Here is a 24,136-nt window from a genome sequence, read left to right as displayed (position 1 = left end):
TATGAATCCGATCGTGTTGTTGTGTATTATCATTGCTTATTTTGCGCTTTTACTTTGGGTCGCTTACCGAACCGGAAAAGGCAGTAATAATGAGAGTTTCTTTATCGGAAACCGAAAAAGTAACTGGATGCTCGTTGCTTTCGGGATGATTGGTACTTCGCTTTCGGGCGTTACTTTCGTGTCGGTTCCTGGTGCAGTAGGCACAGATAAATTCCATTATTTGCAAATTACCATCGGATATTTAATTGGTTATGTAATTATCGCGTATGTGCTTCTGCCATTGTATTATCGACTGAAACTCACATCCATTTATGGTTACCTTCAGGAAAGAATGGGCCAAATTTCCTACAAATCCGGAGCATGGATTTTCATCGTTTCGAGATTAGTTGGCGCAACGGCGCGACTTTATTTGGTGGTGAATATTTTACAATTGGCGATTCTCGATTCGCTCGGCGTTCCGTTTATCGTAACCACTTTGGTGATTTTGGCGATGATCATTTTATACACTTATGAAGGCGGTGTGAAAACCATCGTTTGGACCGATACTTTGCAAACAACCTGTATGCTTTTGGGGTTAATTATTTGCTCCGCATATATGCTAAACCATCTGAATTTAGGCTTTTTTGAAAGTTTAAACGAAATGAACAAATTGGGCTACACCGAAGTTTTCAATACCGATGCGAACAGCAAAGCATTCTTTTTTAAACAAATTCTAGCCGGAGCTTTCATCACGATTACGATGACGGGAATTGATCAGGAAATGATGCAGAAATCCCTTTCGGTAACTAAATTGAAAGATTCTCAGAAAAACATGGTCGTTCTTGGGATTATTTTAGTCGGAGTAATTTCGTTGTTTCTCTTTATGGGAGGGCTTTTACACCTTTATGGAACCACGGAACATGTGGCAAGTTTAGGCGATCAATTATTCCCGGATATCGCTTTGAATCACATGCCAGCTTTCATTTCGATCATCTTTATCGTTGCTTTAATTTCTGCACTTTTCCCGAGTGCTGATGGCGCGATGACGGCATTAACTTCTTCACTTTGCATTGATGTTTTCGGGTTGAAAGAAAAAAATATTTCACAAAAAGAACAAGAAAAATTCCGAAAAAGAGTTCACTTGATTGTCGCTTTTTCGTTTTTAATTATGGTGGTTATTTTTAAAATTATTAATGACAACTCCATGATTGGCTTAATTCTGAAACTCGCAGGATTCACTTACGGACCGCTTCTTGGCTTGTTTGCATTTGGAATTTTCACGAAGTTCAAAGTACAAGACAAACTCGTTCCTTATGTTTGTATCGCAGCACCTTTGATTTCTTTTTTCATTGATAAATACCAAGAAAATATGTTCGGCGATTTCAAAATCGGATTAGAATTATTGATTATCAACGGATTGCTAACTTTCTTTGGTTTATGGTTGATTCGGAAGAAATAATTCAGAATCCTCAGGAATTAACCTTGATAAAATTCTAAATACTAAAACATCCGAGCTCAAAACTCGGATGTTTTCATTTCCTTAACCCGCTAAAAATTTGTAAATTCGCGTGCAAATAAATCCTATAAAATGAGTAAAAGTATCGAAGAGCTGAAATCTCTTACTACACAAATCAGAAGAGACATTTTAAGAATGGTTCATGCTGTAAATTCCGGGCATCCGGGCGGAAGTTTGGGCTGTACTGAATTCTTCACAGCGCTTTATGGCAAAGTGATGAATTACAAATTACCCTTCACCATGGAAGGCAAGAATGAAGATCTTTTCTTCCTTTCCAACGGGCATATTTCGCCTGTATTCTATTCCACTTTGGCGAGATTTGATTTCTTTCCGGTTGCAGAATTGGCAACTTTCAGAAAATTAAATACCAGATTACAAGGACACCCAACCACGCACGAAGGTTTGCCGGGAGTTCGTGTGGCTTCAGGTTCTTTAGGCCAAGGACTTTCTGTGGCAATTGGCGCAGCTTTAGGCAAAAAATTAGACGGAGATCAAAGTTTGGTGTACGTTTTACAAGGCGATGGCGAATTGCAGGAAGGACAAAACTGGGAAGCTTTTATGTTTGCCGCAGCCAAAAAAGTAGATAACATTATCACAACCATCGACTACAACGGAAGACAAATCGACGGCGATACTGATGACGTTTTAGATTTAGGTGATTTGCACGAAAAACTAGAAGCTTTCGGATGGACAGTTTTAAACGAGAAAAACGGTAACGATTTAGAAGCCGTAATCGCTATTTTGGAAAGAGCAAAAGCTGAAACTGGAAATGGTAAACCCGTTGCCATCATCCTTCACACCGAAATGGGTTATGGAGTAGATTATATGATGGGATCTCATGCATGGCACGGAAAAGCGCCTAATGATGAGCAACTCGATACTGCTTTCAAACAATTGTATCTTGAAGCACCTGCTGATTACTAAAATTGGTAAAATTCGAAGTAATTCGTGAAATCAAATAAAAATAAAATGAAATATACATACACAGAAAAAAAAGATACAAGAAGCGGTTTCGGAGCCGGATTAGCTGAATTGGCTGATAAAAATCCAAATGTGGTAGCACTTTGTGCAGACCTCATCGGTTCTTTGAAAATGGAAAAATTCATTGAAAAAGCTCCGGAAAGATTTATCCAAGTAGGAATTGCAGAAGCCAATATGATGGGAATTGCTGCAGGTTTAGCAACCAACGGAAAAATTCCTTTTACCGGAACTTTTGCAAACTTTTCTACTTCAAGAGTTTATGACCAAATTCGTCAGTCGATTGCTTATTCTAATAAAAATGTAAAAATTTGTGCTTCTCACGCTGGTTTAACCTTAGGAGAAGACGGTGCAACTCACCAAGTTTTGGAAGACATCGGAATGATGAAAATGCTTCCGGGAATGACGGTGATCAACACTTGCGATTACAACCAAACAAAAGCCGCAACTTTAGCGATTGCAGATTTCGAAGGACCGGTTTATTTAAGATTCGGGCGACCTGTAGTTCCAGTTTTTATTCCGGAAGATATGCCGTTTGAAATCGGAAAAGGAATTCTTCTTCAGGAAGGAAAGGACGTAACCATCGTGGCTACCGGACATTTAGTTTGGGAATCTTTGGTGGCTGCTGAAGAATTAGAAAAAGAAGGAATTTCTTGTGAAGTCATTAACATTCACACGATCAAACCTTTGGATGAAGAAATCATTTTAAAATCCGTAGAAAAAACCGGAAAAATTGTAACCGCTGAAGAGCACAACTATCTAGGTGGTTTAGGCGAATCTGTAGCCGGAATGTTGGCGAGAAAAAGACCAACCCTTCAGGAATTCGTAGCCGTAAACGATACTTTCGGAGAATCTGCAACCCCTGCAGAATTGATGAAAAAATACAAAATTGATTCGGATGCTGTGAAAGAAGCAGTAAAAAGAATTTTAGCTAAATAAGCTGAAATTTAAAACCTATATCAAAACAAAATCGTTTCAGAAATTCTGAAACGGTTTTTTATTTTAGATTAATAAGTGAAAATATTTCATTTACTTAAAAAATTGCCATTTAGGAATGAATGCGAGTAAACCTACCGTAATATAGAGAAAAAGGTTGGTAACATCGGTATATAGAAACGTTGAAAGATAATAATTGTGCATCAAATAATGCATTAATACCGCAACCGGAAATATAAAAATACCAATTTTTCGGTAATAAAAAATGAGTACAATTCCCAAAATCATTAAGAAATCTACAAAAAAGATCATGTAGAAATACCATTCGGGAATGTTGAGATCTTTTTTTTGCAGGAATTCATCAGCATCGATTCCAATTCCCATAATACTAAACAGCACCAAAGCGCAAAGTGATAAAATAAATCCTAAATCTTTCTTCGGATTTTCGTTTGCAAATTCATCTTTCATAAGGTGTAAAATTAAAAAAACTTTCGAAAAGAATCGAAAGTTTTTGTTATTTAAAAAATGGTTATTTTCTAGATAGAAACCGCGTCGATAAGTCGGTTTTTATCAGAAATATATTCTTCCATGGAAATCATACTTTCGGTACGCATTACATCTTGGATATCATCAATCTGATAAATAATTCGTTTAGCGTCTTCGGTATTTTTAGCTCTTACTTTACAGAAAATGTTGTATTTACCGGAAATTACGCTAGCTTCAATTACGTTTGGAATGGTAGTAAGCTCCTTCAAAACGTCTTGAGTTCTGTTGGATTTAGTTAGAAGAATTCCGATGAATGCGGTAAAGTGATAATCTAATTTACCGTAATCTATATTAAGAGAAGATCCAAGGATGATACCGGCATCTTCCATTTTTTTTACTCTTACGTGAATGGTACCTGCAGAAACGTCCATTTGTTTAGCGATTTCTGTGAAGGGCATTCTTGTGTTTTCCACTAAAAAATCTAGGATTTTTTTATCTATTTCGTCAAGTTGATAGTTCATTGTTGAATTTTATACATTTAATAATACTCCGTGAATATTTTTGCAAATTTACAAAAAAATATTAAAGCGAAAAAATTTACTTAAATATTAACAACTTTTAACGTAAAATGAACGTTTAACAAATAATTCCTATTTTATTGTATCTTTTTTAATAGAATCTCTTATAATTTCAGACTTTGGTGTTTGATTTTTTTTGTCTTTTTTCTTTCTTTTGAATATTGTATTAAAGCTTTTACTATAAACTACACCGACTCCATAACTCTGGTTCGCACTTGCGTTACCTGCGGCCGTTCCGTTTAAGCCGATATTACTTGGTTTAGAATATGCTCTTAGCAATCGGGTTCCGTCGTTCTTTCTAGACCAGTCGTACTCTACAATTCCTTCTCCGGAAAGATATTCAGCATTGGTGTTTTCAGATTTCGAGATCGGAATTCCTAAACCTGTTTTCACTTTTATTCTTGGTGAAAGCGCAAAACTTACACTTGCATTCGCTCGATCGCCGCTGTTGGAATTGGTATCGCCTTTTAGATAATTCAAATCCACCTGGAATTCGTTGCTGATGGTATTCAACACAGAACCTAATTGCTTGAACAACATATTATAGCCCGAAGTTTCCAAAGTATTTCCAAGATTCAAATTTCCGAAACCAGCATTGGCTTCATTGAAACTGCTCAGAACCAAAACAGATCCGAATTGAATGATTTTCTCGTCCTCGTTGCTCATTTTTTGTGCAAGCGTTTCTTTTAAATTACTTGAAACATCAAGCGCAGAAACCCCTAATTCGATTTTCGGATTGTTGAGCGTTTGCGTAATTTTAGTAGAAAGCAAAACATTAATTGGCTGTAAATTGGACATTCCAAGGTAAGAGCCCGCATTGGTCACCGTTCTCAGATAAGTTGCATCGATATCGAGTTCCGGCGACATCGCATCGCCATCCCATCGAATGCTGCTTCCTTTGGTGATGTGGAATGTTCTATTGAGGATCGCCTTAGAAACAAAAGTTCCGTTATCTACCAAATAATTTCCATTCATCGATATAACTCCAGTTCTACCCATGGTAAACCGCAGTTTGTCGGAACTTCCACGCACTGTAATATCTCCGATGTCATCGCCCACTAAAACGTTCACCGTAGTTCCTTTATCGAGTGAAACTGTAAAGTCAATATTCATATTGGCGCTGGATTGTTTTTTTTCTTCGACAGATACTACACCTGCTTCATCTTTTTTCAGGAAGCGTAACATTTTAAATTCTTCAACATTGGATGTTGAGTTTGAATTAAACGTAAATACACTATTATTCAGCGCTTTCATTTCAGGTGTGGAAATATTCAATGCCGAAACCGGACCGTCCACATAAAGTGTTCCAGTACCGTAAATTCTTCCCCAGAACAAATCGAAATCTTTCTGAGTAGTATTCAGGAGCATCAAATTATCAGCTCTCATTACTAAGTTGACCCCCATAGAAGCCAAAGTTTCAAATTGAATCGCTCCGGAAATCGATCCTCGGGAATTGGTTCTTCCGTCTCGAACACCAATGTCGTTCAGTATCGCCAAACCTCGTGAAAGAGAAATCACGGTATCATCGAATGAATAATCTACTCCGGTAAAATTTAGTTTGAGACCCATATCTTTCATTGCAATATCGCCACTGTAGTCGATGTCGCTGAGTTTACCTGAAATTTTCAAATCACCAGAAGCTTTTCCTCTGAGATTACCAAAAACACCTTTTACAAATTCCTGAGCAAAAGCAATATTGAACTCGTTCATATCTGCAACCAAATCCAGCGTTGGAGAAGAGGTATTATTATTAATTGTACCTGTAAGGTGAAGGTTATTATCACCAATAATCCCCGCTGATACTACTTTGGCGTCTATATCAAAAACGTTGGGCGTATTGCTTTTTTTGGCTGAAACGATGACATTTCCCATATCTTTTCCATTCATCAAAATATTGGTAACATCCAAATCAATGAGTGGTTCCAGATTATTTTTATCCATCTTTATATCAAAGGTTCCGTTGGCAGTTCCTTGGATATCCATGCTGTTATCACTGCTGGTAAGGGCAAAAACTTTAGAAATATCCAAGTTTTTCACTTCTCCTACTGCGGAAAAATCTTTGGCAGATTTGAAAATCGCATCTTTTAAAAACAATTCACTGGCATCAGAATACAACCGCAAATTCTGAATAAGAAAATCAGATGTTTTCTTTCTGTAAGTAATCGAATGATTGAGTTCTGTCGAAGTATCCACACTCCAAGCTACATCATTAAATTTCACGGTAGTTGGTTCGAATCTGAATACATAATCTCCCACTGAATTGGTGGTTTGGTTGAGGTTTACAGCATATTCTTTCAAAGTTTGTTTCACCTCATCTTCGGGAGTTCCATGTTTGAAATTCGCAGCGATATGAAGAACTTTATTATTCTCGTTTTTCCCACTTAAGGTAATATCTTTCAGAATATTTTTATTGTACTCTACTCTATTTACTTTTGCGAATATCTGTTCATCGAGATTGGCGGTATTGATTCTTACCATTAAACTATCTACCATCGCGCTATCCCGAGTAATCTTGTCTCTTTCTGATATTTTGTAAGCCGGATTTGCAGCAGCCAAAGCCCTATCAGCATCGGTGATTTCCTGTTTTTTGGTCATTACATATTTTAAAGCTGCAGCATCGATATTTAAAACCAAATTATTGGAATTTCCATCGTATGAACCACTAACTGCAGCCCCTTTTGGAATTTGCAAATTGGGTTCGAAATAGCTTACAAGCCCTTGTTTCACATCAAAATTCATCACGAAATTTTGTCCACGATACAATTTTCTTGGCGGTGGTCCCACTAGAATTTTTCCAATTCCGTTTTGTATCATTCCGGTGAGATCTTCTAGATTATATTTCCCGGAAATTTGCCCGTTCACCGCACCTGGAGCATCTACAGAAACAATTCGGTTTCCGTTTTCAAAGAAAGCTTTCACTTTCGCGTTTGGAATAAGATACTTTTGTGCAGCATTGGCAAAGGTGACGTTTTGCAAATCGGCATCCAGATTCAAATCATTCAAATTCGTCATCGAAATTTTACCATCCACCAATCCGGTAACGACTTGGTTGCCTTTTGCTCCGGTGAAATAATTGATGTTTAAATATTTTACATTGGCATTAATATCGGCAAATAACTTACTGGTTCGGAAATCGACAAAACCGTCCACATCGGCTTTTGCCTGCTCATCGTTTACATTTACAATACCGCGATAGGTTTTATGATCAAGCAAACCATCAAGAAAAACATTATTGATTTCCTTATTCATAATCTCGATTTTAGAAATCTGAGATCGTGTTCTGAGCTTCATCGTGTTCACATCGAAACTTTGTCCTTGTAAATTAAATTTCCCAGAAATAAGCCCTACTTGCTTGTTTTTGGTAATAACAGAAGTATTCAAATCGTTTACTTCCGCATAGCCACGGTATTTTGGTAAATTCGAACTATAATCATCCAAATAAAAATTACTGATTTTGGCCTGACCAATACCGGTAATCAACTTAGCATTGGGCACAAAAACCTGTTTAGGAGTCACTCTTACTGCTCCATTATATTTTAATCTCCCGAAATCATCAGCAAAATTTTTCATTTTTGATGAGATGAAAGTCGGCATCATGTTTTTAAGTTCTTTATAAGTAAAATCAGTAGAAAGCGTGTTGGTTTCTATTTGAAAATTGCCTTTCAGCAGATTAGAAACTTTCATCGTTTGAGTTCGGATGTTGACCTGAGGATTTCTCAGCAGAAAATTATCGAGATAGAAATTATTCAAAGTTCCCGTCATTCCACCCGAAATATTAATCGGTTTATAATTATCCCAATTGGTCACAAAATAGCTGATGTCGTAGCCGCTGAGTTGGCTTCCCGGCTGCATTTTCATGTCCCATTTCACTTTATCAGCAAAATCTGCCCAAGAACCGTTGTTCAAGTTGAATTTCAAATCACCTTGCAACAACGAATGGTCAGTGTTAAGAGTTAAATCTTTTAGCAAAAGGAATTTCTTGGTTAAAGCCAGTTCCGTAGAAAAAGTATCTACATAATGCTTTTTTCCCCATCTTTCGGTGGTGAACCTCATGTTATTAATCTGCGCAAAAACATCAGAACCATTCACTTTCAGTTCCGGAACGACCAGATTTACATTTTTGGCAGTGAGCCATTTTCCTTTTTCGCCTTCGTTGTTTTGATTAACAATTGAGATACTTGAATTGGTAATAAAAACCCGAGATTTCAGCTGAAAAGGTTCTTTTGGTTTAGTCGCAGAAGGCTTATTGAACAAATCTACAAAACGGATAAAATTCGAGATACTGTCTCTTTTATAAGTAATCACTTTCAAATCGAGTTCTTGCAAAGAAAGCGACTGAAACTGCAAATTCCGGGAATTACTGATGATAGCCCACCAGTTGGAATCTGCATAAAGTTCTTTGGCTCGTAGAAAATTAAAATTTTTGTAATCTTTAATCGCTACTTCATGAATATGAATGTCGCCAAAATAGTTTACGTCCACACTTTTGAAAGACATTTGGGATTTCATGTCTTTATTCAGTTTTTCAATCACCTTTTGGGCAGCCCAGTTTTTGGTGGAAGGTAAACTTACAATCACAAAAAAAGATACCACCAAAAATAATGATACCCAGAACAAAACCAAGAGCAATTTCGCCCACCACTTGTAGTTCGTGACATCTTTCGCCGCTTGTTGCACAAACTCGCCCGCAGTTTCTACCGGATGATGGATGGCATCAGAAGCCAATTCCGTAGCTTCTTTTACCGTTTCTTTCACCGTATCCTGGACGTTTTCTACACCTTTCTGCACAGAATCTCCAATATTCTCTGTGAGCGATTTTTTGTTTTCGTTATCGTTATTATTCTCTAAATTTGCCATTGTTATGAGCGAATCAATAATTTTAGGGATAGAATCATCCTGCGACGACACTTCTGCTGCGATCATCAAAGGAAATAAAATTCTTTCAAACATTGCTGCCAATCAGGCCATCCACAACGATTATGGCGGCGTGGTTCCCGAACTGGCTTCCCGTGCACATCAGCAAAATATCATTCCTGTGGTTGAAAAATCCGTCAGCAAAGCAAATATACAACAAAAAGATATTTCTGCCGTGGGATTTACACGCGGACCAGGACTTCTGGGTTCTTTACTCGTAGGAACTTCATTTGCCAAATCTTTAGCGATGAGTTTGAATGTTCCTTTAATTGAAGTAAATCACCTTCAAGCACACATTCTAGCACATTTTATCGACGATGCAAATATTGCGCCGCCGCCGTTTCCTTTTTTATGTTTAACAGTTTCCGGTGGTCATACGATGATTGTTTTGGTGAAAGATTATTTCGATATGGAAATTATCGGGAAAACCATTGACGATGCAGCCGGTGAAGCTTTTGACAAAATCGGGAAAATTTTCGACCTCGATTATCCTGCCGGTCCAATTATCGACAAATTGGCGAAAAATGGCGATCCAAACGCATTCACTTTCAACAAACCTCGCTTAGAAAACTACAATTATTCCTTCAGCGGAGTGAAAACTTCGGTTTTATATTTCATTCAAAAAGAAATCAAAAAAAATCCGGATTTCGTTAAAGAAAACATCGAAAACTTAGCCGCTTCCGTTCAAAAAACCATCGTAGAAACCTTGATGAACAAACTGGAAAAAGCCGCAAAAGATTATAACATTCAGCACATTGCCATCGCCGGTGGAGTTTCCGCAAATTCCGGATTGCGAGAAGCGATGCAGAAAAACGCAGAAAAACTCGGCTGGAATATCTACATCCCAAAATTTGAATATACTACCGATAATGCCGCAATGATCGCAATGGTCGCAAAACTGAAATACGACCGAGGCGAATTTTCAGACCTCTCGGTTTCAGCAACTGCGCGCTACGATATTGAAGAAGGTTTTAAACAAAAATCCGAGTAAAATGAAGTTATTTTTTGGTGAAATTTTCCCTGCCGTTCAAATCAATGAAGAAGAACAGCAACATATCGTAAAAGTCCTGAGAATGCGCGATGGCGAAGAAATTTCCGTAACCGACGGAAAAGGAAATCTCGCCAACGGAACATTGGTTTTTGAAGGCAAAAAAGTTTCCTTAAACATCGATGAAATCAAAGAAAATCTTCCGGATTTTTCGCCAAAACTTCACATCGCAATCGCTCCTACCAAAAACATCGACAGAATCGAGTTTTTTCTAGAAAAAGCTACCGAAATGGGAATTTCTGAAGTCACTTTAATTCAAACCGAAAAAACGGAACGGAAAATCCTCAACATCGAAAAGCTACGAAAACAAAGCGTTGCAGCTTCGAAACAGAGTTTGCGATTTCATTTTCCGGTGGTTCATGATTTGACGAAATTTTCAGATTTCATTAAAAATTTAGATCCAGAAACCACTTTTGTTGCCCATTGCAACGAAAATTTGAAGAGAATTGATTTAAAAGAAATTAATCCGCAAGAAAAAATCACTTTCCTGATCGGTCCTGAAGGCGATTTTTCAGATAGAGAAATTCAGGTTTTAGCAGAAAAAGGAATCAAAGCTGTTTCGCTCGGAAATCAACGTTTGAGAACCGAAACTGCGGGCGTTTTTGTCGCTGCGTGGAATTATTTTAAGATGATGTAGATTGTTCTTTCAAGAATTTCTGATAGATTTCTTCGCCACTTTTTATGGAATTTTTCGCCCATCGAACCTTGAGCTCCCAAAGTTTTTCATCAGAAAGTTTGTAATCGAAATTGGATTTCACGAGCTTTTGTTTTAAATCATAAAAACAAATCGCCGCCGCGACCGAAACATTGAAACTTTTGGTAAATCCATACATCGGAATCGCCAAAGTTTCGTCAGCAAAATCTAGTATTTCTTCGGTAACGCCTTCTTTTTCCGTCCCGAAAACCAGCGCAACTGGTTCTTTCAAATCGTAATCGGGAAGCATTGTTGCATTTTTCTCTGGCGAAACTGCCAGAACTTTATAACCTCTCGCCTTGATTTCTTCTAAAGATTCTATTTGGTGAGGCATTTTTTCCACTTCCACCCAAGTTTCTGCACCTTTGGTCACGCGAAGATTCGGATTGAATTCGTTTTCGCTTTCTATCGCTACAATTTTATGAAATCCACACGCTTCCACAGAGCGTACAATCGCCGCCGCATTTCGAAATTGGAAAATATCTTCCATCACCGGCAACACAAAATCTGAACTTTCCTGAGCATAAAATTCTATTTTGCTGAGTCGTTCTTCGGTGAGAAATTGTTTTAAATATTCAAATGTTTTTTGTGAATTCATTTTTCAAAAATAAGAATTTTTTGCGGTTGGCGCGAGCGAAGCGAGCGCCAAAAAGTGTTGAAAGGTTGGGTTCGAAATCGAATTTTGTTGGTGAAAACCTTTCTTTTATTCGGAATCCGTACGCGCCCCAGCTTGAACGGAGCTCTTTTTGTGGAGCGAAGCGGAACAAAAAAGCGGGAGTGGAAGACGGAAATGGCGCCATAAAAAATCAAATCTTGCCATTCGACAAAGTCAAATTGGCGCCCAAATTATTTGAATTCAGCTTAAAAGATGTATTTTTGAATTTATGAAAAGAAAAGTACTTCTCATCTACACCGGCGGCACGATCGGGATGGAAAAAGATTATGAAACCGGAAGTTTGCGGGCTTTTGATTTCGGAAACATCTTCCAGAAACTGCCGGAAATGAAACTTATCGAATGTGAAGTTGACGTGCATCCGTTCAAAAAACCCCTCGATTCCTCCGATATGGGACCGAAAGAGTGGAAAATTATCGCCAAACTGATCGGGAAAAATTACGATCTCTACGATGGTTTTGTAATTTTACACGGTACCGACACCATGTCTTACACGGCTTCTGCTTTGAGTTTTATGCTCAAAAATCTAAGCAAACCCGTGATTCTGACCGGCTCTCAATTGCCGATTGGAGATTTGCGCACCGATGCGAAAGAAAACCTACTGACCACGCTGTACTACGCAAGTTTATACGAAAATGACAAAGCGGTAATTCAGGAAGTTACGATTTATTTCGAATACAAATTGCTCCGAGGAAACCGAACTTTGAAATACTCTGCAGAATATTTCGATGCGTATCAAAGTCCCAATTATCCGGCTCTAGGGCAATCTGGAGTTCATTTGAATATTGAAAAGGATTTTTTGTGGCGTTCGAAATCTGGTGAAGCTTTTAGCGTAGATTCCCATTTGTCTCAGGATGTTCTTTTTTGGCGAATTTTCCCGGGAATGCATCTTGAACATTTCTCGGAAATTCCCAACATGAAGGTTTTGATTTTGCAGGTTTTCGGTTCCGGCACTATTTTTAACACCAAAAAAACGCTGGATGTTTTACAACTCTTGCGCAGTCGCGGCACCGAAATCGTGGTGGTTTCGCAATGTGTTTCGGGCGGAATTTCTTTCGGGAAATATTCCAATTCGAATATTTTCACAAAAATTGGAGCCATCAGCGGCCACGATATGACCGCAGAAAGTGCAATTACCAAAGCGATGCATCTTCTCGAAAACCCTTATTACAAAGGAAGTTTTGCAGAAAACTTTGCTAAAAACCTTTGCGGTGAAGTTTCAGAAAACTAAAGTTTGTTTTTTTTCCAAATGAATTTTTAAATCTCACGAAAATACCCTATTTTTGCAGTCTTCAATTAGAGAGGTGTCCGAGTGGTTGAAGGAGCTAGCCTGGAAAGCTAGTATACGGGTAACTGTATCGAGGGTTCGAATCCCTTCCTCTCTGCTAAGAAAGTGCTGATTATCAGCACTTTTTTTGTGTTTTGTCTTAAAATTTATAGTTTCTGTAAACCAAACAAACATGAATAAAATAGATACAAAATACTCTTAATCTTCATACTATTTTCATACCAAGTCAAAAAACTTTTTTTGAAAAACTTAGCCTTAGCGATGATGCGTTGGTTTATGAAAAAGAAAGAAAAATATTCTAGCAAGCATTTATTTTTTTTACTTCCTCCACAAAAAATAATGACAAAACTCCAGTATCATCCAAATGACACGCTAGTATCATAGGTGTGATACTCTAGTTTCATAGGCATGATACTGAAGCATTATCTTCAGACTTGCTTTTGTGTTAAATAACGAATGATTTGATTTCAAAGAAATAGAGAATCGTCCTGCCTTGAACTCCTTGCACAAAGGTCAGGAGACTTTGTAGCAGAGTTGGAATTTCAAGGTGTAAACAAGAAAAGAAAATCATAAGATTTACTAAGAAAAAAGTGAAGAAATACTTCGCTTTTTTTTGATTTTATAAAATGGTTATTTCTGCCGTTTTTGCCGTTTTTTACCGAATTTGCCGAATTTGCCGAAAACGACCATTTTTGCCGAAAAGAGCACTTTTTGCCGATAGGAGGTTACTGCCTTTATGGTGGGCTAGGACTGGGTTTTGCCTAGGCTTTGACTGGGAGAAAACTAGGCTTTAAAAATGAGTTAATTTAACAATAGCTTCCACTTAAACATTCTACTGACTTTAAGCCCAATTAGGATTTAATTTCGGTATATAAACCCATTTTCTTGGGCGTGAACTAGCGATCATGTTTCGGCCAAATCATATTTTCTGTTTGGTACCCTAATTTTTTGGCTAGATTGAGGTATTTTTCTCGAATTTCGTTGGGAATTGTTTTCTCACGCGAAAGAATCCAAAGATATTTCAGATTATCACCTGCAACCAAAGCGTACTCGTAATTTCCGTCAATCGAAAGAATATTATAGGCACCCCAAAATGGCTTAAAAAAAGAAACTTTCAATCTTCCTATTGACTGACCTTCGAGAAATCGGGCCTCACCGACAGCTTCTTTCCACTCGTTTTCGGCGGTTTTGTAACCACGGTTGACCACTTTTATGCTTCCATCGGGATTTAGGCTGTAATTGGCTGTTGTATTGTCTAAACCCCTTTCAAAACGGAAATCAAATCGAGCGATTTCATACCATTTCCCCAAATATTTTTCGGCCTGGAAATTTTTAACCGGTTCCGCTCCCTCGGGAATTCCTGTTTTACAAGAATTGAAAGTGAGAAATCCTGCCAAAGCAACCATCGGAATTAGCAAAAACTTAAATTTTTTCATTGTATTTTTATTGATTTGGGCTTAAATTATACAAAAACTATGCTTTTTTTATTCAGTTTTGCTCCAAATTGAATCGCTTTAAATCGACTTCGGGAATTAGTGGTTGTTCAAACTCGATATGTTGAAATAATTCTTTCGCAAAGTAACAACCATTTAGAATTCCGCGGGCACCAAGTCCATTAAACATATAGAAATTCTGATGTTTAGGATGATTTCCCAAAATTGGTCTTCTGTCTTTCACAGTTGGTCGAAACCCGAAATTAACTTCCTCTACCTGAAAATCGTGAGGATAAAACTCCTGAAGTCCCGTAATAAGTTCTTCTTTTTTAAATTCGTCAATTTCTTCCGAACGGAAATTTGGATCGTAAGTTCCGCCATAATAGTAGAATTCTTCATTCAATGGAAATAAAAAATGTTTCTTCTTCAAAGTAAGTTGATGATTCAATTTTTCCGAAAGGCGAACTTTTAAATGATGTCCTTTGTTTGGGATTACCGGAATTTCACTAAAAAAAGGATTGTTTTTCACGCCAATTCCTTCACAAAAAACAATATTTTTAAAGGAAATATCACCATAAGAATGATCGTTGAGCGAATCATAATTGAAATTTTCTTGAATTAAGAAGTCATTCGTTTTTAAATAATGTTTGAAATCATTGAAAAACCCCTCCACATTTAACCTTGCAGATTGATCGACAGATGCGACACCAAAAGGATTTTTGATGGTTTCTAAAGTCTTAAATTCTAAATTCAGAAAGGGTTTTAAATCTGGGTTTTCACTTTTGCTCAGCCACAATTCTTTTTCCTTCTGATCATGAAAAATCCGATGGATATTCTCTTTAATTAAATAATGATTTCCAGTATATTTTTCAATCTCATCAAGCGTTTCATTGAGGCGATCAAGTTGTTCCTGAGCCAACCAAAATGTCGTGAATTTCTTCAAAACCATCGGATTTACAATCCCTGCAGAAACCTGCGACGCACTCTTTTTTCCATTTGAAAAAAGGACAAAAGATTTATTACTCTGAATTAATTGGTGCGCGAAAAAAAGTGCTGCGTAACCGTCGCCAACGATGATGTAATCTACATTTCTCATGATCATAATCTATTTTATCTTTCCATAAAAAAAACCTGAGTAAAGATACTCAGGTTTTTGTTGTATAACAATGGAATTTTAGTAATTCCACATATCATTTTCCATTTGTAAGATTTGCGCTTTGATTCTTTCGCTTTCTTCTAATTGAGCATCAGCATCACGTGGAATATAATCTTTGATCACACCGTTTCCTAAACCATTACCTGATTTGTAAATGATGGACGAAAATCTTCTTGCGTTAAGAATATCGTCAAAACTAATATCAGAAGCTAAGTTTTTGCTATTGAAAACCACAGTGTTTGCTAAAACTTCTCTTGCATCTGGATAAAATACCCAAAACAAGTCGATTAATTCATCTTTGGAAGCTAATGGCTGTCCGTCTGGTCCATATTGTCCCATTGTTGCAGGATCTTTCCCCATTGCAGCAATGCCAAGAAGTCGATACTTCATTTGGCTATCTCTTCTATCGATATACCACATTCCTTTTATTTTCAAAACCTTTACATTTTCAGTTTTGGTTTCGTAAACGTTGGTAAATTCTTTTTTCTCAGCTTCGGTAAGTCTACCACCATTTTCGTTCATTTTATTAATCCCTGCATCACTTAAAACTGCGTTTTTGATACGAGCTTGAATAGCATCAAGACTTAATTTAGTGAGAAACATTTCATCATCATAAACTTCTTTGATTCTACCATCGTTAATAGCATCAAAAAGAATTTGGTATAATGATTTGTTTTGGGAAACCAAACCGTCTTCATTATGATAGAAAGGCTGATTAAACTTATCATTCATATCAATAATTTCCCATACTACCATACTTTTCAGAATGTCTTTATCCTCGATATAGCCATAACTAAGTGGAGTAATTTTATTAGAAACTAAAGAGTCTCCTTTTTTTACTAGTCCAAGCTCACGGTATTTTCTGAAAGATTCAGGAGATTTTGCATTTAGAATTGACATCGAAGTGATAGGTTCATCCTGAACTGGTGTTGCATAAGCATTCACCAACGAATCGATATTCCCCATATCCGCATCCTCTTGAGTCTCAGTTTTTTCCTGAGCTGTTTTCGTTGTATTTGCTTTTATCTTTTTAACTGTATTTTTCTTCTTTTGAGCATTTAACCCTAGAAAACTTAACGCTAAAAATAGAAATAATATCTTTCTCATTTTTCTGGAAAATTATATGATATATATATGTTTTACAACGTAATTACTGTACGTTTATTATGATGTTCCCTATATTTTGCAATTGTTGATTGCCCAATCCTGTTGCGGTTGCTTTAATATTAAATATATATGCAATATCGCCGTTTCTAAGTCCTTTTGTAAGATTCGCTACAGAAGCCATAGAATTTCCGTTTACAAGCATTGCTGCTTTACCAGGAACCTTAAACATGAAACTGTTTACGGTGAAACTTACAGGAAAATCGAAATCGGGCATATCCGCAGTAACTCTTTGATTAGGAATAGAACTTGCAGGCATTGAAACGATGTTTTTGCCTTGAACCAGACCAATTGGCGGTGGAACATTTTTGATTCTGAAAGGGAAAGCCTGAGAAATAATACCTCCTTTAGGATCTCTTCCAGAAATCGTTAATGTCACTGTGCTTCCTGCACCAGGAGTTACAGTCCATTTTCCACCGCTTCCGCTTACAGAAGCACCGGCAGCAGAAAGAGAAATCGCCGACATATCAGCTCCTAAGATAGATCCCGAAACGGGGTTAGCTAATCCTCGGTATAGTACATTCATTTTATCAGCAGTTACGATTGCTCCTTTTTGAGCTTTAAGTTCTTGTGCACCTGCGATAACTTTATAAGTATGATCGTAAGGCAAAGAAATCACTTTACCGTTGACATCCGTAAATGAAATGGTACCTGCAAATTTATGCTCACCCAACGCACTTGTGTTAAGAGATGTTGTTCCTTGACCGTTTTGTACTGATAAACCAGGCATTGACAATCCCGGAACGTTGCTTGAATAATTTCCAATTGCAACAGAAGCCGGAGCAGCTTCACCTTGAATTACAGTAGAAGGTGCAGAAACGATTGCTTGATAAGCATCAAATTTGATATCAGCATCTACTTTTTCCTGAAGCATTACTGACAAAGCATCCCCTTGAATTCCTCTTGCAGAAGATTGAATTACTTCTAAGTTAGATAACGCCGCAATAAGAGGCTGATTATAGAACTTGTATTGCAACCAGTTTTTACCGTTTTGAGGTTTTGCAAATTCGGTGATCATTTGTTTGTTAGCTCTTGCAACAACTTCTTTCATCAATGGATTAGATCCATAAGTTTGGGTAACATAGGTTTTGAAAGTTTCAATTTTTGTTTTTAAATCTTGAGCCGATTTAGACGGTTTATTTTCATCACCACCTGCAAAAAAAATGTTAGTAGAAGGTTCAGTATTATTAAGAGCTGCAAAGCTTTCTTGAATTTCAGCGTTTCTGTTATACTCTGCTTCTTTGCTTAAAGTTGTTTTTAATGCTTCAATAGTTGTCACCAAATCATCAGCCTTCGCTTCTAAACCTTTGTAGCTATCTAAAGCCGCCAGAAAAGTCTCAGGAGTGTTTTTAGCTTTGGCTTCTAAGGTTTTCTTAAAGATTGAATTATTGTTTTCGGTGAGAACTCTGGTTTCTTCTAGAGATCCAGTGGTATCTTTATATGAGCGGATGATTTCCTGGTCGATTTGCATTGCAAGCATTGCAATGAAAACAAGATACATCAAGTTAATCATCTTCTGACGAGGAGTCTGTTTTCCTTGTGCCATTTTTAATAAATTTTGTTAATAATTATAATGGTGAGAAAACTATGATTTCATTGCGCTAAGCATTCCGCCGTATACTCTATTTAGATTGTTGAGATTAGAAGTCAATCCTGATAATTCTTCGTTGAATTTTTCTGAGTGAGCAACAGATTTTTGCATATCCTCCACATATTTTTTACTGTATTCGGATTGAATTTTTCCGTGCTCTAATTGAAGTGCGTAAAGCGCATTCATACTTTCTAAGTGGCTTGATGCTAAAGTCAATTGGTCATTGTATTTTTGAGTAGCACCCGTAACATCAACTGTTTTATTGATTTGATCAACAGAAGTTGAAAAATTGTCAATACCAGCTCTTAATCTTTCGAATAAACCTGCGTCTAATTTAGCATCAGCAAGCATTTGATCTAATTTATCAGATAAAGAAACTTGCAATTCTTTTACTTCAGCAGATTGCACACCTAAAGTAGAATGTTTTGGATTTGGTGCAGCATGTGAATCTAATAATTCTGGATATACATTTTCCCAAGCATAAGATTCCTCAGACTTCGGAGGATCGAATGCAAATATTGTAAAAATGATAGCTTCTGTAATAAGACCGACCGCCAACATCACATTACCAGAAAGTAGACCTAAACTCCAATGAGTCATTTTGAAAAGGGCACCAATAATTACGATTGCTGCTCCTATAGAATAAACGAAATTATAAATTCTTTCTTTAGTTTTAAACATACTAATTGAATTTTATTAGTTAATTATTAGTTTGTTTTCTTTTTATATTTGGCAGTTGATCCCTCTGGAATATCTTGCACCGTTCTAAACCCAATGTAGCTTCTAGCAGAATCTTTTCTTTCGTAATCTCTTGTTCCGGTCATTAATAAATACCCCACATCTTTCCATGAACCACCTCTCACAGATTTTCTTAGTTCTCTATAAGCTTGATTAGATAAATTGGGGTTTAATGTAGATACAAACTGATATGTTGAATTGTTGTAAGGAGACTCAGTCCATTCAGAAACATTGCCAGCCATATCATATAATCCAAAGCCATTTTTCTTGAATTGTTTTACTGGTGCAGTATACATGTAAGTCCCTTTCTTTTCATCCTCAATATAATTACCACGTTTTGGTTTGAAATTGGCAAGATAGCAACCTCTGTCATCTTGTAAATAAGGGCCTCCCCAGGGATAAGTGGAATTAGCCAAACCTCCTCTTGCAGCATATTCCCATTCAACTTCTGTTGGAAGACGGAATGCCATTGGTTTTTGTTTTTTCTTTTTCAGAGATTCGTTGTAATCTGATTTTCTTCTGGATCTGTAATTACAAAAAGCTCTTGCTTGATCCCATGTGACACCAACAACTGGATAATTTTTATAAGCACTATGCCAAAAATATCCATCATAAAGTGGCTCATTATATGCATAATTGAAATCTTTAATCCAAACAGTAGTATCTGGATAAATAGCGATACTTTCTTTTTTTAGGTATTTTGTACTGCGTGATTTATCTTTCACTGCAGATTCAATATCTTCCCAATTATAAGCGTACAATAATTTTCTGGAATCAAGAATTCTTTCGTTATTAATTCTCTCTGCTTTTGGCAAATACATTGATTCTAATACTTCTGCATATTGAGCATCAGGGTATTCAGAAGTTTTCCATTGCAAAGGGACAGACCAATCTAATTTTTTAAATGCACCATAGTCATCATATCCATTTCTTCCACCTTGAGATTCTATAAATTCTTGATAAGCATCTTTGGTATCTTCTTCTGTATTTGAAGCATAAGCAAAATTACCAATTGATGTTCCTTCTTCTGTAGATTCACCAGCAGCTTCAGCTAATAAGGTTCGTGCAATGGAATCTCTCACGTAATTAATAAAAAGCCTATATTCTGCATTGGTAATCTCGGTTTCATCCATGAAAAAAGAAGATACAGTAACCGTCTTTAGATTAGCTTTCTCAGGGGCATTGGTAAAATCCTGATCTGCTAATCCCATTACATAAGAACCGGCAGGTATTGCAACCATTCCGTATGGTCTTTCTACCAAAAACGAACTCCTTTTACTTGTAGAAATAAGCTCCCCTTTGGTTTTAGATCCTGGTCTTCCTGCAGATGCGCTTCCTCCTTTAGAACAAGAGATTACAGCTGACACCATTAATACTATAAGAAATATTCTTTTCATTTTATTTAAAGAAATTAAACGGTATATATAATTTAAAAGGAAATTACTTTTGTTAACGGATATTTGTTTTTATTATTTTGTAACTTCCAAATAATTATTTTACTCTACCGTAACAGATTTTGCCAAATTTCTCGGTTGATCCACATTTGCACCTCGGAAAACAGCAATATAATAAGCTAATAATTGTAAAGGAACCGAAGCAATAATTGGTGAGAAACATTCAGACGTTTCTGGAAACTCAATAATATGATCTGCCATTGCTGAAACCTGCGTATCACCTTTATTTACTAATGCTATTACTTTACCTTTTCTGGCTTTTATTTCTTGAACATTGCTCACTATTTTATCATAATGCCCTTGTTTTGGAGCGATGATTACAATTGGCATATTCTCGTCTATCAAAGCGATTGGACCATGTTTCATCTCGGCAGCCGGATATCCTTCTGCATGGATGTAAGAAATCTCTTTCAATTTAAGCGCTCCTTCTAATGCTGCAGGGAAATTATAACCTCTACCTAAATAAAGGAAGTTTTGTGCATCTACAAAATTCTTCGCAATTTCTTTGGTGATATCATTAGTAGTCGCCAATACTTCTTCTACTTTTTTAGGTAATGCATCCAACTCAGTAATCAATCTCATGAATTCTTGGTTACTAAGATGTCCTTTATGTTTTCCTAATTTAATTGCGATAAGAGAAAGTATCGTTAATTGAGCTGTAAATGCTTTTGTAGAAGCTACACCGATTTCTGGACCTGCGTGGGTATAAGAACCAGCATCAGTAACTCTCGCAATAGAAGAATCTACTACGTTACAAATTCCATAGATAAACGCTCCTTTTTCTTTGGCCATTTTAATTGCAGCCATTGTATCGGCGGTTTCACCAGATTGGGAGATTGCGATTACCACATCGTTTTCGTTAATAATTGGATTTCTATAGCGGAATTCCGAAGCGTATTCTACTTCAACCGGGATTCTTGCAAATTCTTCAATTAAATATTCTCCAATCAATCCCGCATGCCATGAAGTTCCGCAAGCAATGATCGTGATTTTTTGAGCTTGACTGATTCTATCAAGATGATCCCAAATTCCAGCCATTTTGATGATGCCTTCATCTACAAGTAATCGTCCTCTTAATGTATCATGAATCGATTTTGGTTGTTCGAAAATTTCTTTTAGCATAAAATGCTCATAACCTCCTTTTTCGATTTGCTCAAGGCTTAATTTTAATTCTTGAACGTGAGGAACTATTTTTTCATTGTCTTTAATGGTTCTGATATCTACTCCTTTTTCAAGAGAGATTGTAGCCATGTGACCTTCCTCAAGATAAACTGCTTCTTTTGTAAATTCTACAAAAGGTGATGCATCTGATGCGATAAAGTATTCATTATTTCCTAAACCAATTGCTAATGGAGAACCTAATCTCGCTACAACCAACACTCCAGGAAAATCATCATGCATCACAGTTATTGCATAAGCTCCGTATACTTCATTTAATGCAAATCTCACCGCAGTTGGGAAATCGAGTGAAGAATCGATATCCATAAAATACTGGATTAGATTAACGAGAATCTCGGTATCTGTTTCAGATTTGAAGGTAAAACCTTTCTCAGTAAGCATAATTTTTATGGTATCATAATTTTCAATGATTCCATTATGTACTAAAGCAATTTTACCGTTGTTGGAAAGATGTGGATGAGAATTCCGATCACTCGGCACACCATGGGTTGCCCATCTTGTATGTCCCATTCCTACATGAGATTTCCCAACAAGATTTTCTGAAATTGCGACTAAATCATCTACTTTTCCTTTAGTTTTTGCAACTTCAAAACTAGAGTTTTCTTTATCTAAAACAATTCCTGCACTATCATAACCGCGGTATTCTAATCTACGAAGACCATTGATTACCACTTCGTATGCATCTTGAAAACCTGTATATCCTACGATTCCACACATATTCTATAATTTTTTTAATTCTTAAATTTATTTTTTACCATAAGATATAAGGAGTTTTACCCTTTTATCATTAGCAGGATCACTGCCTACAAATACTGCCCGGTTAGGTGTATAAGCTCTTGTATTGAAGTTTTGTGCTCCTAAATTAGGGTAAGTCAATCCTAATAAATTACCTGAAGTATCCGTCGTATAACTTCCTACATTGAGAATCAAATCATGATTATCGGCTTCTTTTTCAATAATATTTTTGAAAGTTTGGGTTATTCCAATGTCATAATAAGCTGGATTTTTATCTAAATCATAGGTTTTTACTAAGCTATAATTAGCATTATATGCCAATGCACTCATATCCTCCAAGAAATCATCAAGATATTCTGGTTCGCCTGCCGCTGGTGTTAAATCTCTTTGTCTCACTACAAAATAGTTTGGCTTGGTATAATTGTTATCCCAATTGGTTTTATCGGTGTACAATCTTATTTTAGCTGAGATAATTCCTATTTTTTCGTTTTTATACAACTCTTTTATAGCTGCAACGGTAGCCGCAGGAATTCTCAATCCAATTCCTGGACCTCCTATTCCTTGTGCAAAAATTTTGTCATCACCATTCACCTGATCAATTGTCGCTAAAGCAGTTTCTGATGCAGTTCCTGCTCTATCGAATTTCACTTCATTAAAATGGGTATTGGAAGATCCTAAATCAAGAGTATAACTTGCTTCTTCACGAGTCACAATCCCATCAGCATCTTTTATACCATCATTTTTATAATACAAGTTTATTTCAACTGTGTTGGGATCGAAACTAAAGATATACCCGTCATTCTCATCTACAGAAATTTTTAAACCTTTAAAATAACGAATAAAAGAAGCTGCATCTGCCAATTCTGGCGAGGAAGACTTACTAATAATCTTGTTTTGGAAGAAAGCAGAATCCAACGGAATTCTAATATTTGCTTCTCTTAGATAAAGTTCACTGTTATCACTATCCTTTGTAACTTTAATGGAGCTGATATTACCATTGAAAACTTTGGTTCCTAACAAGGCACCTGTAGTGACAACTTTATTTGAAAATATTTTATCACTATTAGAACCAAGAAACTCTGTTACTTCATTTACTTTAATATTGAAAACAGTTTTCCCGCCATTCAATTTTGTTTTACCATATTTGGTAATGGGATAAGTCGTTACAACTTTTTTCGCAGCTACATTTCCATCTGGATAAATGTAATCTTCAACCGTAGTTGTAGTAACGGAATCCGTTGGATATGTTGGTTTAATCACCAAAACCGCAGAATCTAAAACTGCATTGGTTCCGAAATTCGGTTCATAAGAAGGCAATCTTACTTGGGAAACATAGGCTGATTTTTGAAGACCAAATTGCGGTTCGTTGAAAGCTCCTAAAGTAGCGGTTTGTAATCTGGAATTATCTGTTCGTACAGAATCTCCATTAAATACATTATAAGCGATTACATCATAAGGTGTTTCGGTACCTTCTGCGCCATTCTGAAAAAACTGAGATCCCAATTGATCTGCATCAGATTCGCAGCTCCATAAAATTAAACTTCCAATAACCAGTGATGCGGTAATATTGAATGTCTTTTTAATATTTTTTATCAT

At 36.6% G+C, this 24,136-nt stretch carries 18 protein-coding genes and 1 tRNA gene; 7 read left to right on the top strand and 12 right to left on the bottom strand.

Annotated elements, in window-relative coordinates:
• The first annotated feature begins 1 nt into the window (after nucleotide 1).
• The 3 genes from NOV28_RS00805 to NOV28_RS00795 all read left to right on the top strand — a co-directional run bounded on the left by NOV28_RS00805 (nucleotide 2) and on the right by NOV28_RS00795 (nucleotide 3,412).
• Nucleotides 2–1,438 (top strand): sodium:solute symporter, encoded by a 1,437-nt coding sequence (locus NOV28_RS00805; protein ID WP_255926563.1) that lies wholly within the window; start codon nucleotides 2–4, stop codon nucleotides 1,436–1,438.
• Nucleotides 1,439–1,567: 129 nt separating this feature from the next.
• Nucleotides 1,568–2,419 carry a transketolase gene (locus NOV28_RS00800; protein ID WP_255926561.1) on the top strand — a complete coding sequence of 284 codons (852 nt, stop codon included), beginning with the start codon at nucleotides 1,568–1,570 and terminating at the stop codon, nucleotides 2,417–2,419.
• Nucleotides 2,420–2,464: 45 nt separating this feature from the next.
• The gene (locus NOV28_RS00795) at nucleotides 2,465–3,412 is read left to right on the top strand and encodes a transketolase family protein (protein WP_255926559.1); all 948 of its coding nucleotides are present in this window, start codon (nucleotides 2,465–2,467) and stop codon (nucleotides 3,410–3,412) included.
• Between the two features lie 90 nt (nucleotides 3,413–3,502).
• Here NOV28_RS00795 and NOV28_RS00790 read toward each other — a convergent pair whose 3' ends face one another.
• The 3 genes from NOV28_RS00790 to NOV28_RS00780 all read right to left on the bottom strand — a co-directional run bounded on the left by NOV28_RS00790 (nucleotide 3,503) and on the right by NOV28_RS00780 (nucleotide 9,330).
• The gene (locus tag NOV28_RS00790; protein ID WP_255926557.1) at nucleotides 3,503–3,877 is read right to left on the bottom strand and encodes a hypothetical protein; all 375 of its coding nucleotides are present in this window, start codon (nucleotides 3,875–3,877) and stop codon (nucleotides 3,503–3,505) included.
• Between the two features lie 68 nt (nucleotides 3,878–3,945).
• Entirely contained in the window at nucleotides 3,946–4,416 is a 471-nt protein-coding gene (locus tag NOV28_RS00785; protein WP_255926555.1) for an Lrp/AsnC family transcriptional regulator, read from the bottom strand.
• A gap of 129 nt (nucleotides 4,417–4,545) precedes the next feature.
• Nucleotides 4,546–9,330, bottom strand: coding sequence for a translocation/assembly module TamB domain-containing protein (locus NOV28_RS00780; protein WP_255926553.1), 4,785 nt, complete (start codon nucleotides 9,328–9,330; stop codon nucleotides 4,546–4,548).
• A gap of 4 nt (nucleotides 9,331–9,334) precedes the next feature.
• Between NOV28_RS00780 and tsaD the strand changes: the two genes are divergently transcribed.
• Both tsaD and NOV28_RS00770 read left to right on the top strand, forming a co-directional pair.
• Nucleotides 9,335–10,378, top strand: coding sequence for a tRNA (adenosine(37)-N6)-threonylcarbamoyltransferase complex transferase subunit TsaD (tsaD, locus tag NOV28_RS00775; protein ID WP_255926551.1), 1,044 nt, complete (start codon nucleotides 9,335–9,337; stop codon nucleotides 10,376–10,378).
• Nucleotide 10,379: 1 nt separating this feature from the next.
• Nucleotides 10,380–11,072 (top strand): RsmE family RNA methyltransferase, encoded by a 693-nt coding sequence (locus NOV28_RS00770; RefSeq protein ID WP_255926549.1) that lies wholly within the window; start codon nucleotides 10,380–10,382, stop codon nucleotides 11,070–11,072.
• Here the strand turns inward: NOV28_RS00770 and NOV28_RS00765 are convergent.
• The gene (locus tag NOV28_RS00765) at nucleotides 11,059–11,727 is read right to left on the bottom strand and encodes a TrmH family RNA methyltransferase (protein WP_255926547.1); all 669 of its coding nucleotides are present in this window, start codon (nucleotides 11,725–11,727) and stop codon (nucleotides 11,059–11,061) included. The two genes, NOV28_RS00770 and NOV28_RS00765, sit on opposite strands and share 14 nt — an antisense overlap.
• 286 nt (nucleotides 11,728–12,013) lie before the next feature.
• Here NOV28_RS00765 and NOV28_RS00760 point away from each other — a divergent pair, with 286 nt between their 5' ends.
• Both NOV28_RS00760 and NOV28_RS00755 read left to right on the top strand, forming a co-directional pair.
• The gene (locus NOV28_RS00760) at nucleotides 12,014–13,033 is read left to right on the top strand and encodes an asparaginase (protein ID WP_255926545.1); all 1,020 of its coding nucleotides are present in this window, start codon (nucleotides 12,014–12,016) and stop codon (nucleotides 13,031–13,033) included.
• A gap of 67 nt (nucleotides 13,034–13,100) precedes the next feature.
• Nucleotides 13,101–13,187, top strand: a tRNA-Ser gene (locus NOV28_RS00755).
• A gap of 799 nt (nucleotides 13,188–13,986) precedes the next feature.
• Here NOV28_RS00755 and NOV28_RS00750 read toward each other — a convergent pair.
• From NOV28_RS00750 to NOV28_RS00715, 8 genes are all read right to left on the bottom strand, one after another.
• On the bottom strand, nucleotides 13,987–14,526 hold the full coding sequence (locus tag NOV28_RS00750) for a lipocalin family protein (RefSeq protein ID WP_255926543.1): 540 nt from the start codon (nucleotides 14,524–14,526) through the stop codon (nucleotides 13,987–13,989).
• Nucleotides 14,527–14,578: 52 nt separating this feature from the next.
• Nucleotides 14,579–15,619, bottom strand: coding sequence for an NAD(P)/FAD-dependent oxidoreductase (locus NOV28_RS00745; protein WP_255926541.1), 1,041 nt, complete (start codon nucleotides 15,617–15,619; stop codon nucleotides 14,579–14,581).
• A gap of 78 nt (nucleotides 15,620–15,697) precedes the next feature.
• A complete protein-coding gene (gene porN, locus NOV28_RS00740) occupies nucleotides 15,698–16,579 on the bottom strand; it encodes a type IX secretion system ring subunit PorN/GldN (protein WP_255928664.1) in 882 nt (293 codons plus the stop codon).
• A 250-nt stretch (nucleotides 16,580–16,829) separates the two neighbouring features.
• Nucleotides 16,830–18,389: a type IX secretion system motor protein PorM/GldM gene (gene porM, locus NOV28_RS00735; RefSeq protein WP_255926539.1), complete on the bottom strand. Its 1,560-nt coding sequence runs from the start codon at nucleotides 18,387–18,389 to the stop codon at nucleotides 16,830–16,832.
• Nucleotides 18,390–18,428: 39 nt separating this feature from the next.
• Nucleotides 18,429–19,115 carry a type IX secretion system motor protein PorL/GldL gene (gene porL / locus NOV28_RS00730; RefSeq protein WP_255926537.1) on the bottom strand — a complete coding sequence of 229 codons (687 nt, stop codon included), beginning with the start codon at nucleotides 19,113–19,115 and terminating at the stop codon, nucleotides 18,429–18,431.
• Between the two features lie 26 nt (nucleotides 19,116–19,141).
• Nucleotides 19,142–20,569: a T9SS ring complex lipoprotein PorK/GldK gene (gene porK / locus NOV28_RS00725; protein ID WP_255926535.1), complete on the bottom strand. Its 1,428-nt coding sequence runs from the start codon at nucleotides 20,567–20,569 to the stop codon at nucleotides 19,142–19,144.
• A gap of 99 nt (nucleotides 20,570–20,668) precedes the next feature.
• Nucleotides 20,669–22,522, bottom strand: a complete 1,854-nt coding sequence (gene glmS, locus NOV28_RS00720; RefSeq protein WP_255926534.1) for a glutamine--fructose-6-phosphate transaminase (isomerizing) — start codon at nucleotides 22,520–22,522, stop codon at nucleotides 20,669–20,671.
• 27 nt (nucleotides 22,523–22,549) lie between these two features.
• On the bottom strand, nucleotides 22,550–24,136 hold the full coding sequence (locus NOV28_RS00715; RefSeq protein WP_255926533.1) for a DUF4270 family protein: 1,587 nt from the start codon (nucleotides 24,134–24,136) through the stop codon (nucleotides 22,550–22,552).

Origin of the sequence: Kaistella montana, assembly GCF_024436175.1 — a bacterium.
Lineage (GTDB): Bacteria > Bacteroidota > Bacteroidia > Flavobacteriales > Weeksellaceae > Kaistella > Kaistella montana.
The sequence above is the reverse complement of the archived record's forward strand: the minus strand, read 5'-3'. Positions and strand labels throughout refer to the sequence as shown.

Bases quoted from the DNA above. Each gene is read 5' to 3' on its own strand.
- NOV28_RS00805 (WP_255926563.1), top strand. From the start codon at position 2: ATGAATCCGATCGTGTTGTTGTGTATTATCATTGCTTATTTTGCGCTT.
- NOV28_RS00800 (WP_255926561.1), top strand. From the start codon at position 1,568: ATGAGTAAAAGTATCGAAGAGCTGAAATCTCTTACTACACAAATCAGA.
- NOV28_RS00795 (WP_255926559.1), top strand. From the start codon at position 2,465: ATGAAATATACATACACAGAAAAAAAAGATACAAGAAGCGGTTTCGGA.
- NOV28_RS00790 (WP_255926557.1), bottom strand. From the start codon at position 3,877: ATGAAAGATGAATTTGCAAACGAAAATCCGAAGAAAGATTTAGGATTT.
- NOV28_RS00785 (WP_255926555.1), bottom strand. From the start codon at position 4,416: ATGAACTATCAACTTGACGAAATAGATAAAAAAATCCTAGATTTTTTA.
- NOV28_RS00780 (WP_255926553.1), bottom strand. From the start codon at position 9,330: ATGGCAAATTTAGAGAATAATAACGATAACGAAAACAAAAAATCGCTC.
- tsaD (WP_255926551.1), top strand. From the start codon at position 9,335: ATGAGCGAATCAATAATTTTAGGGATAGAATCATCCTGCGACGACACT.
- NOV28_RS00770 (WP_255926549.1), top strand. From the start codon at position 10,380: ATGAAGTTATTTTTTGGTGAAATTTTCCCTGCCGTTCAAATCAATGAA.
- NOV28_RS00765 (WP_255926547.1), bottom strand. From the start codon at position 11,727: ATGAATTCACAAAAAACATTTGAATATTTAAAACAATTTCTCACCGAA.
- NOV28_RS00760 (WP_255926545.1), top strand. From the start codon at position 12,014: ATGAAAAGAAAAGTACTTCTCATCTACACCGGCGGCACGATCGGGATG.
- NOV28_RS00750 (WP_255926543.1), bottom strand. From the start codon at position 14,526: ATGAAAAAATTTAAGTTTTTGCTAATTCCGATGGTTGCTTTGGCAGGA.
- NOV28_RS00745 (WP_255926541.1), bottom strand. From the start codon at position 15,619: ATGAGAAATGTAGATTACATCATCGTTGGCGACGGTTACGCAGCACTT.
- porN (WP_255928664.1), bottom strand. From the start codon at position 16,579: ATGTCAATTCTAAATGCAAAATCTCCTGAATCTTTCAGAAAATACCGT.
- porM (WP_255926539.1), bottom strand. From the start codon at position 18,389: ATGGCACAAGGAAAACAGACTCCTCGTCAGAAGATGATTAACTTGATG.
- porL (WP_255926537.1), bottom strand. From the start codon at position 19,115: ATGTTTAAAACTAAAGAAAGAATTTATAATTTCGTTTATTCTATAGGA.
- porK (WP_255926535.1), bottom strand. From the start codon at position 20,569: ATGAAAAGAATATTTCTTATAGTATTAATGGTGTCAGCTGTAATCTCT.
- glmS (WP_255926534.1), bottom strand. From the start codon at position 22,522: ATGTGTGGAATCGTAGGATATACAGGTTTTCAAGATGCATACGAAGTG.
- NOV28_RS00715 (WP_255926533.1), bottom strand. From the start codon at position 24,136: ATGATAAAAAATATTAAAAAGACATTCAATATTACCGCATCACTGGTT.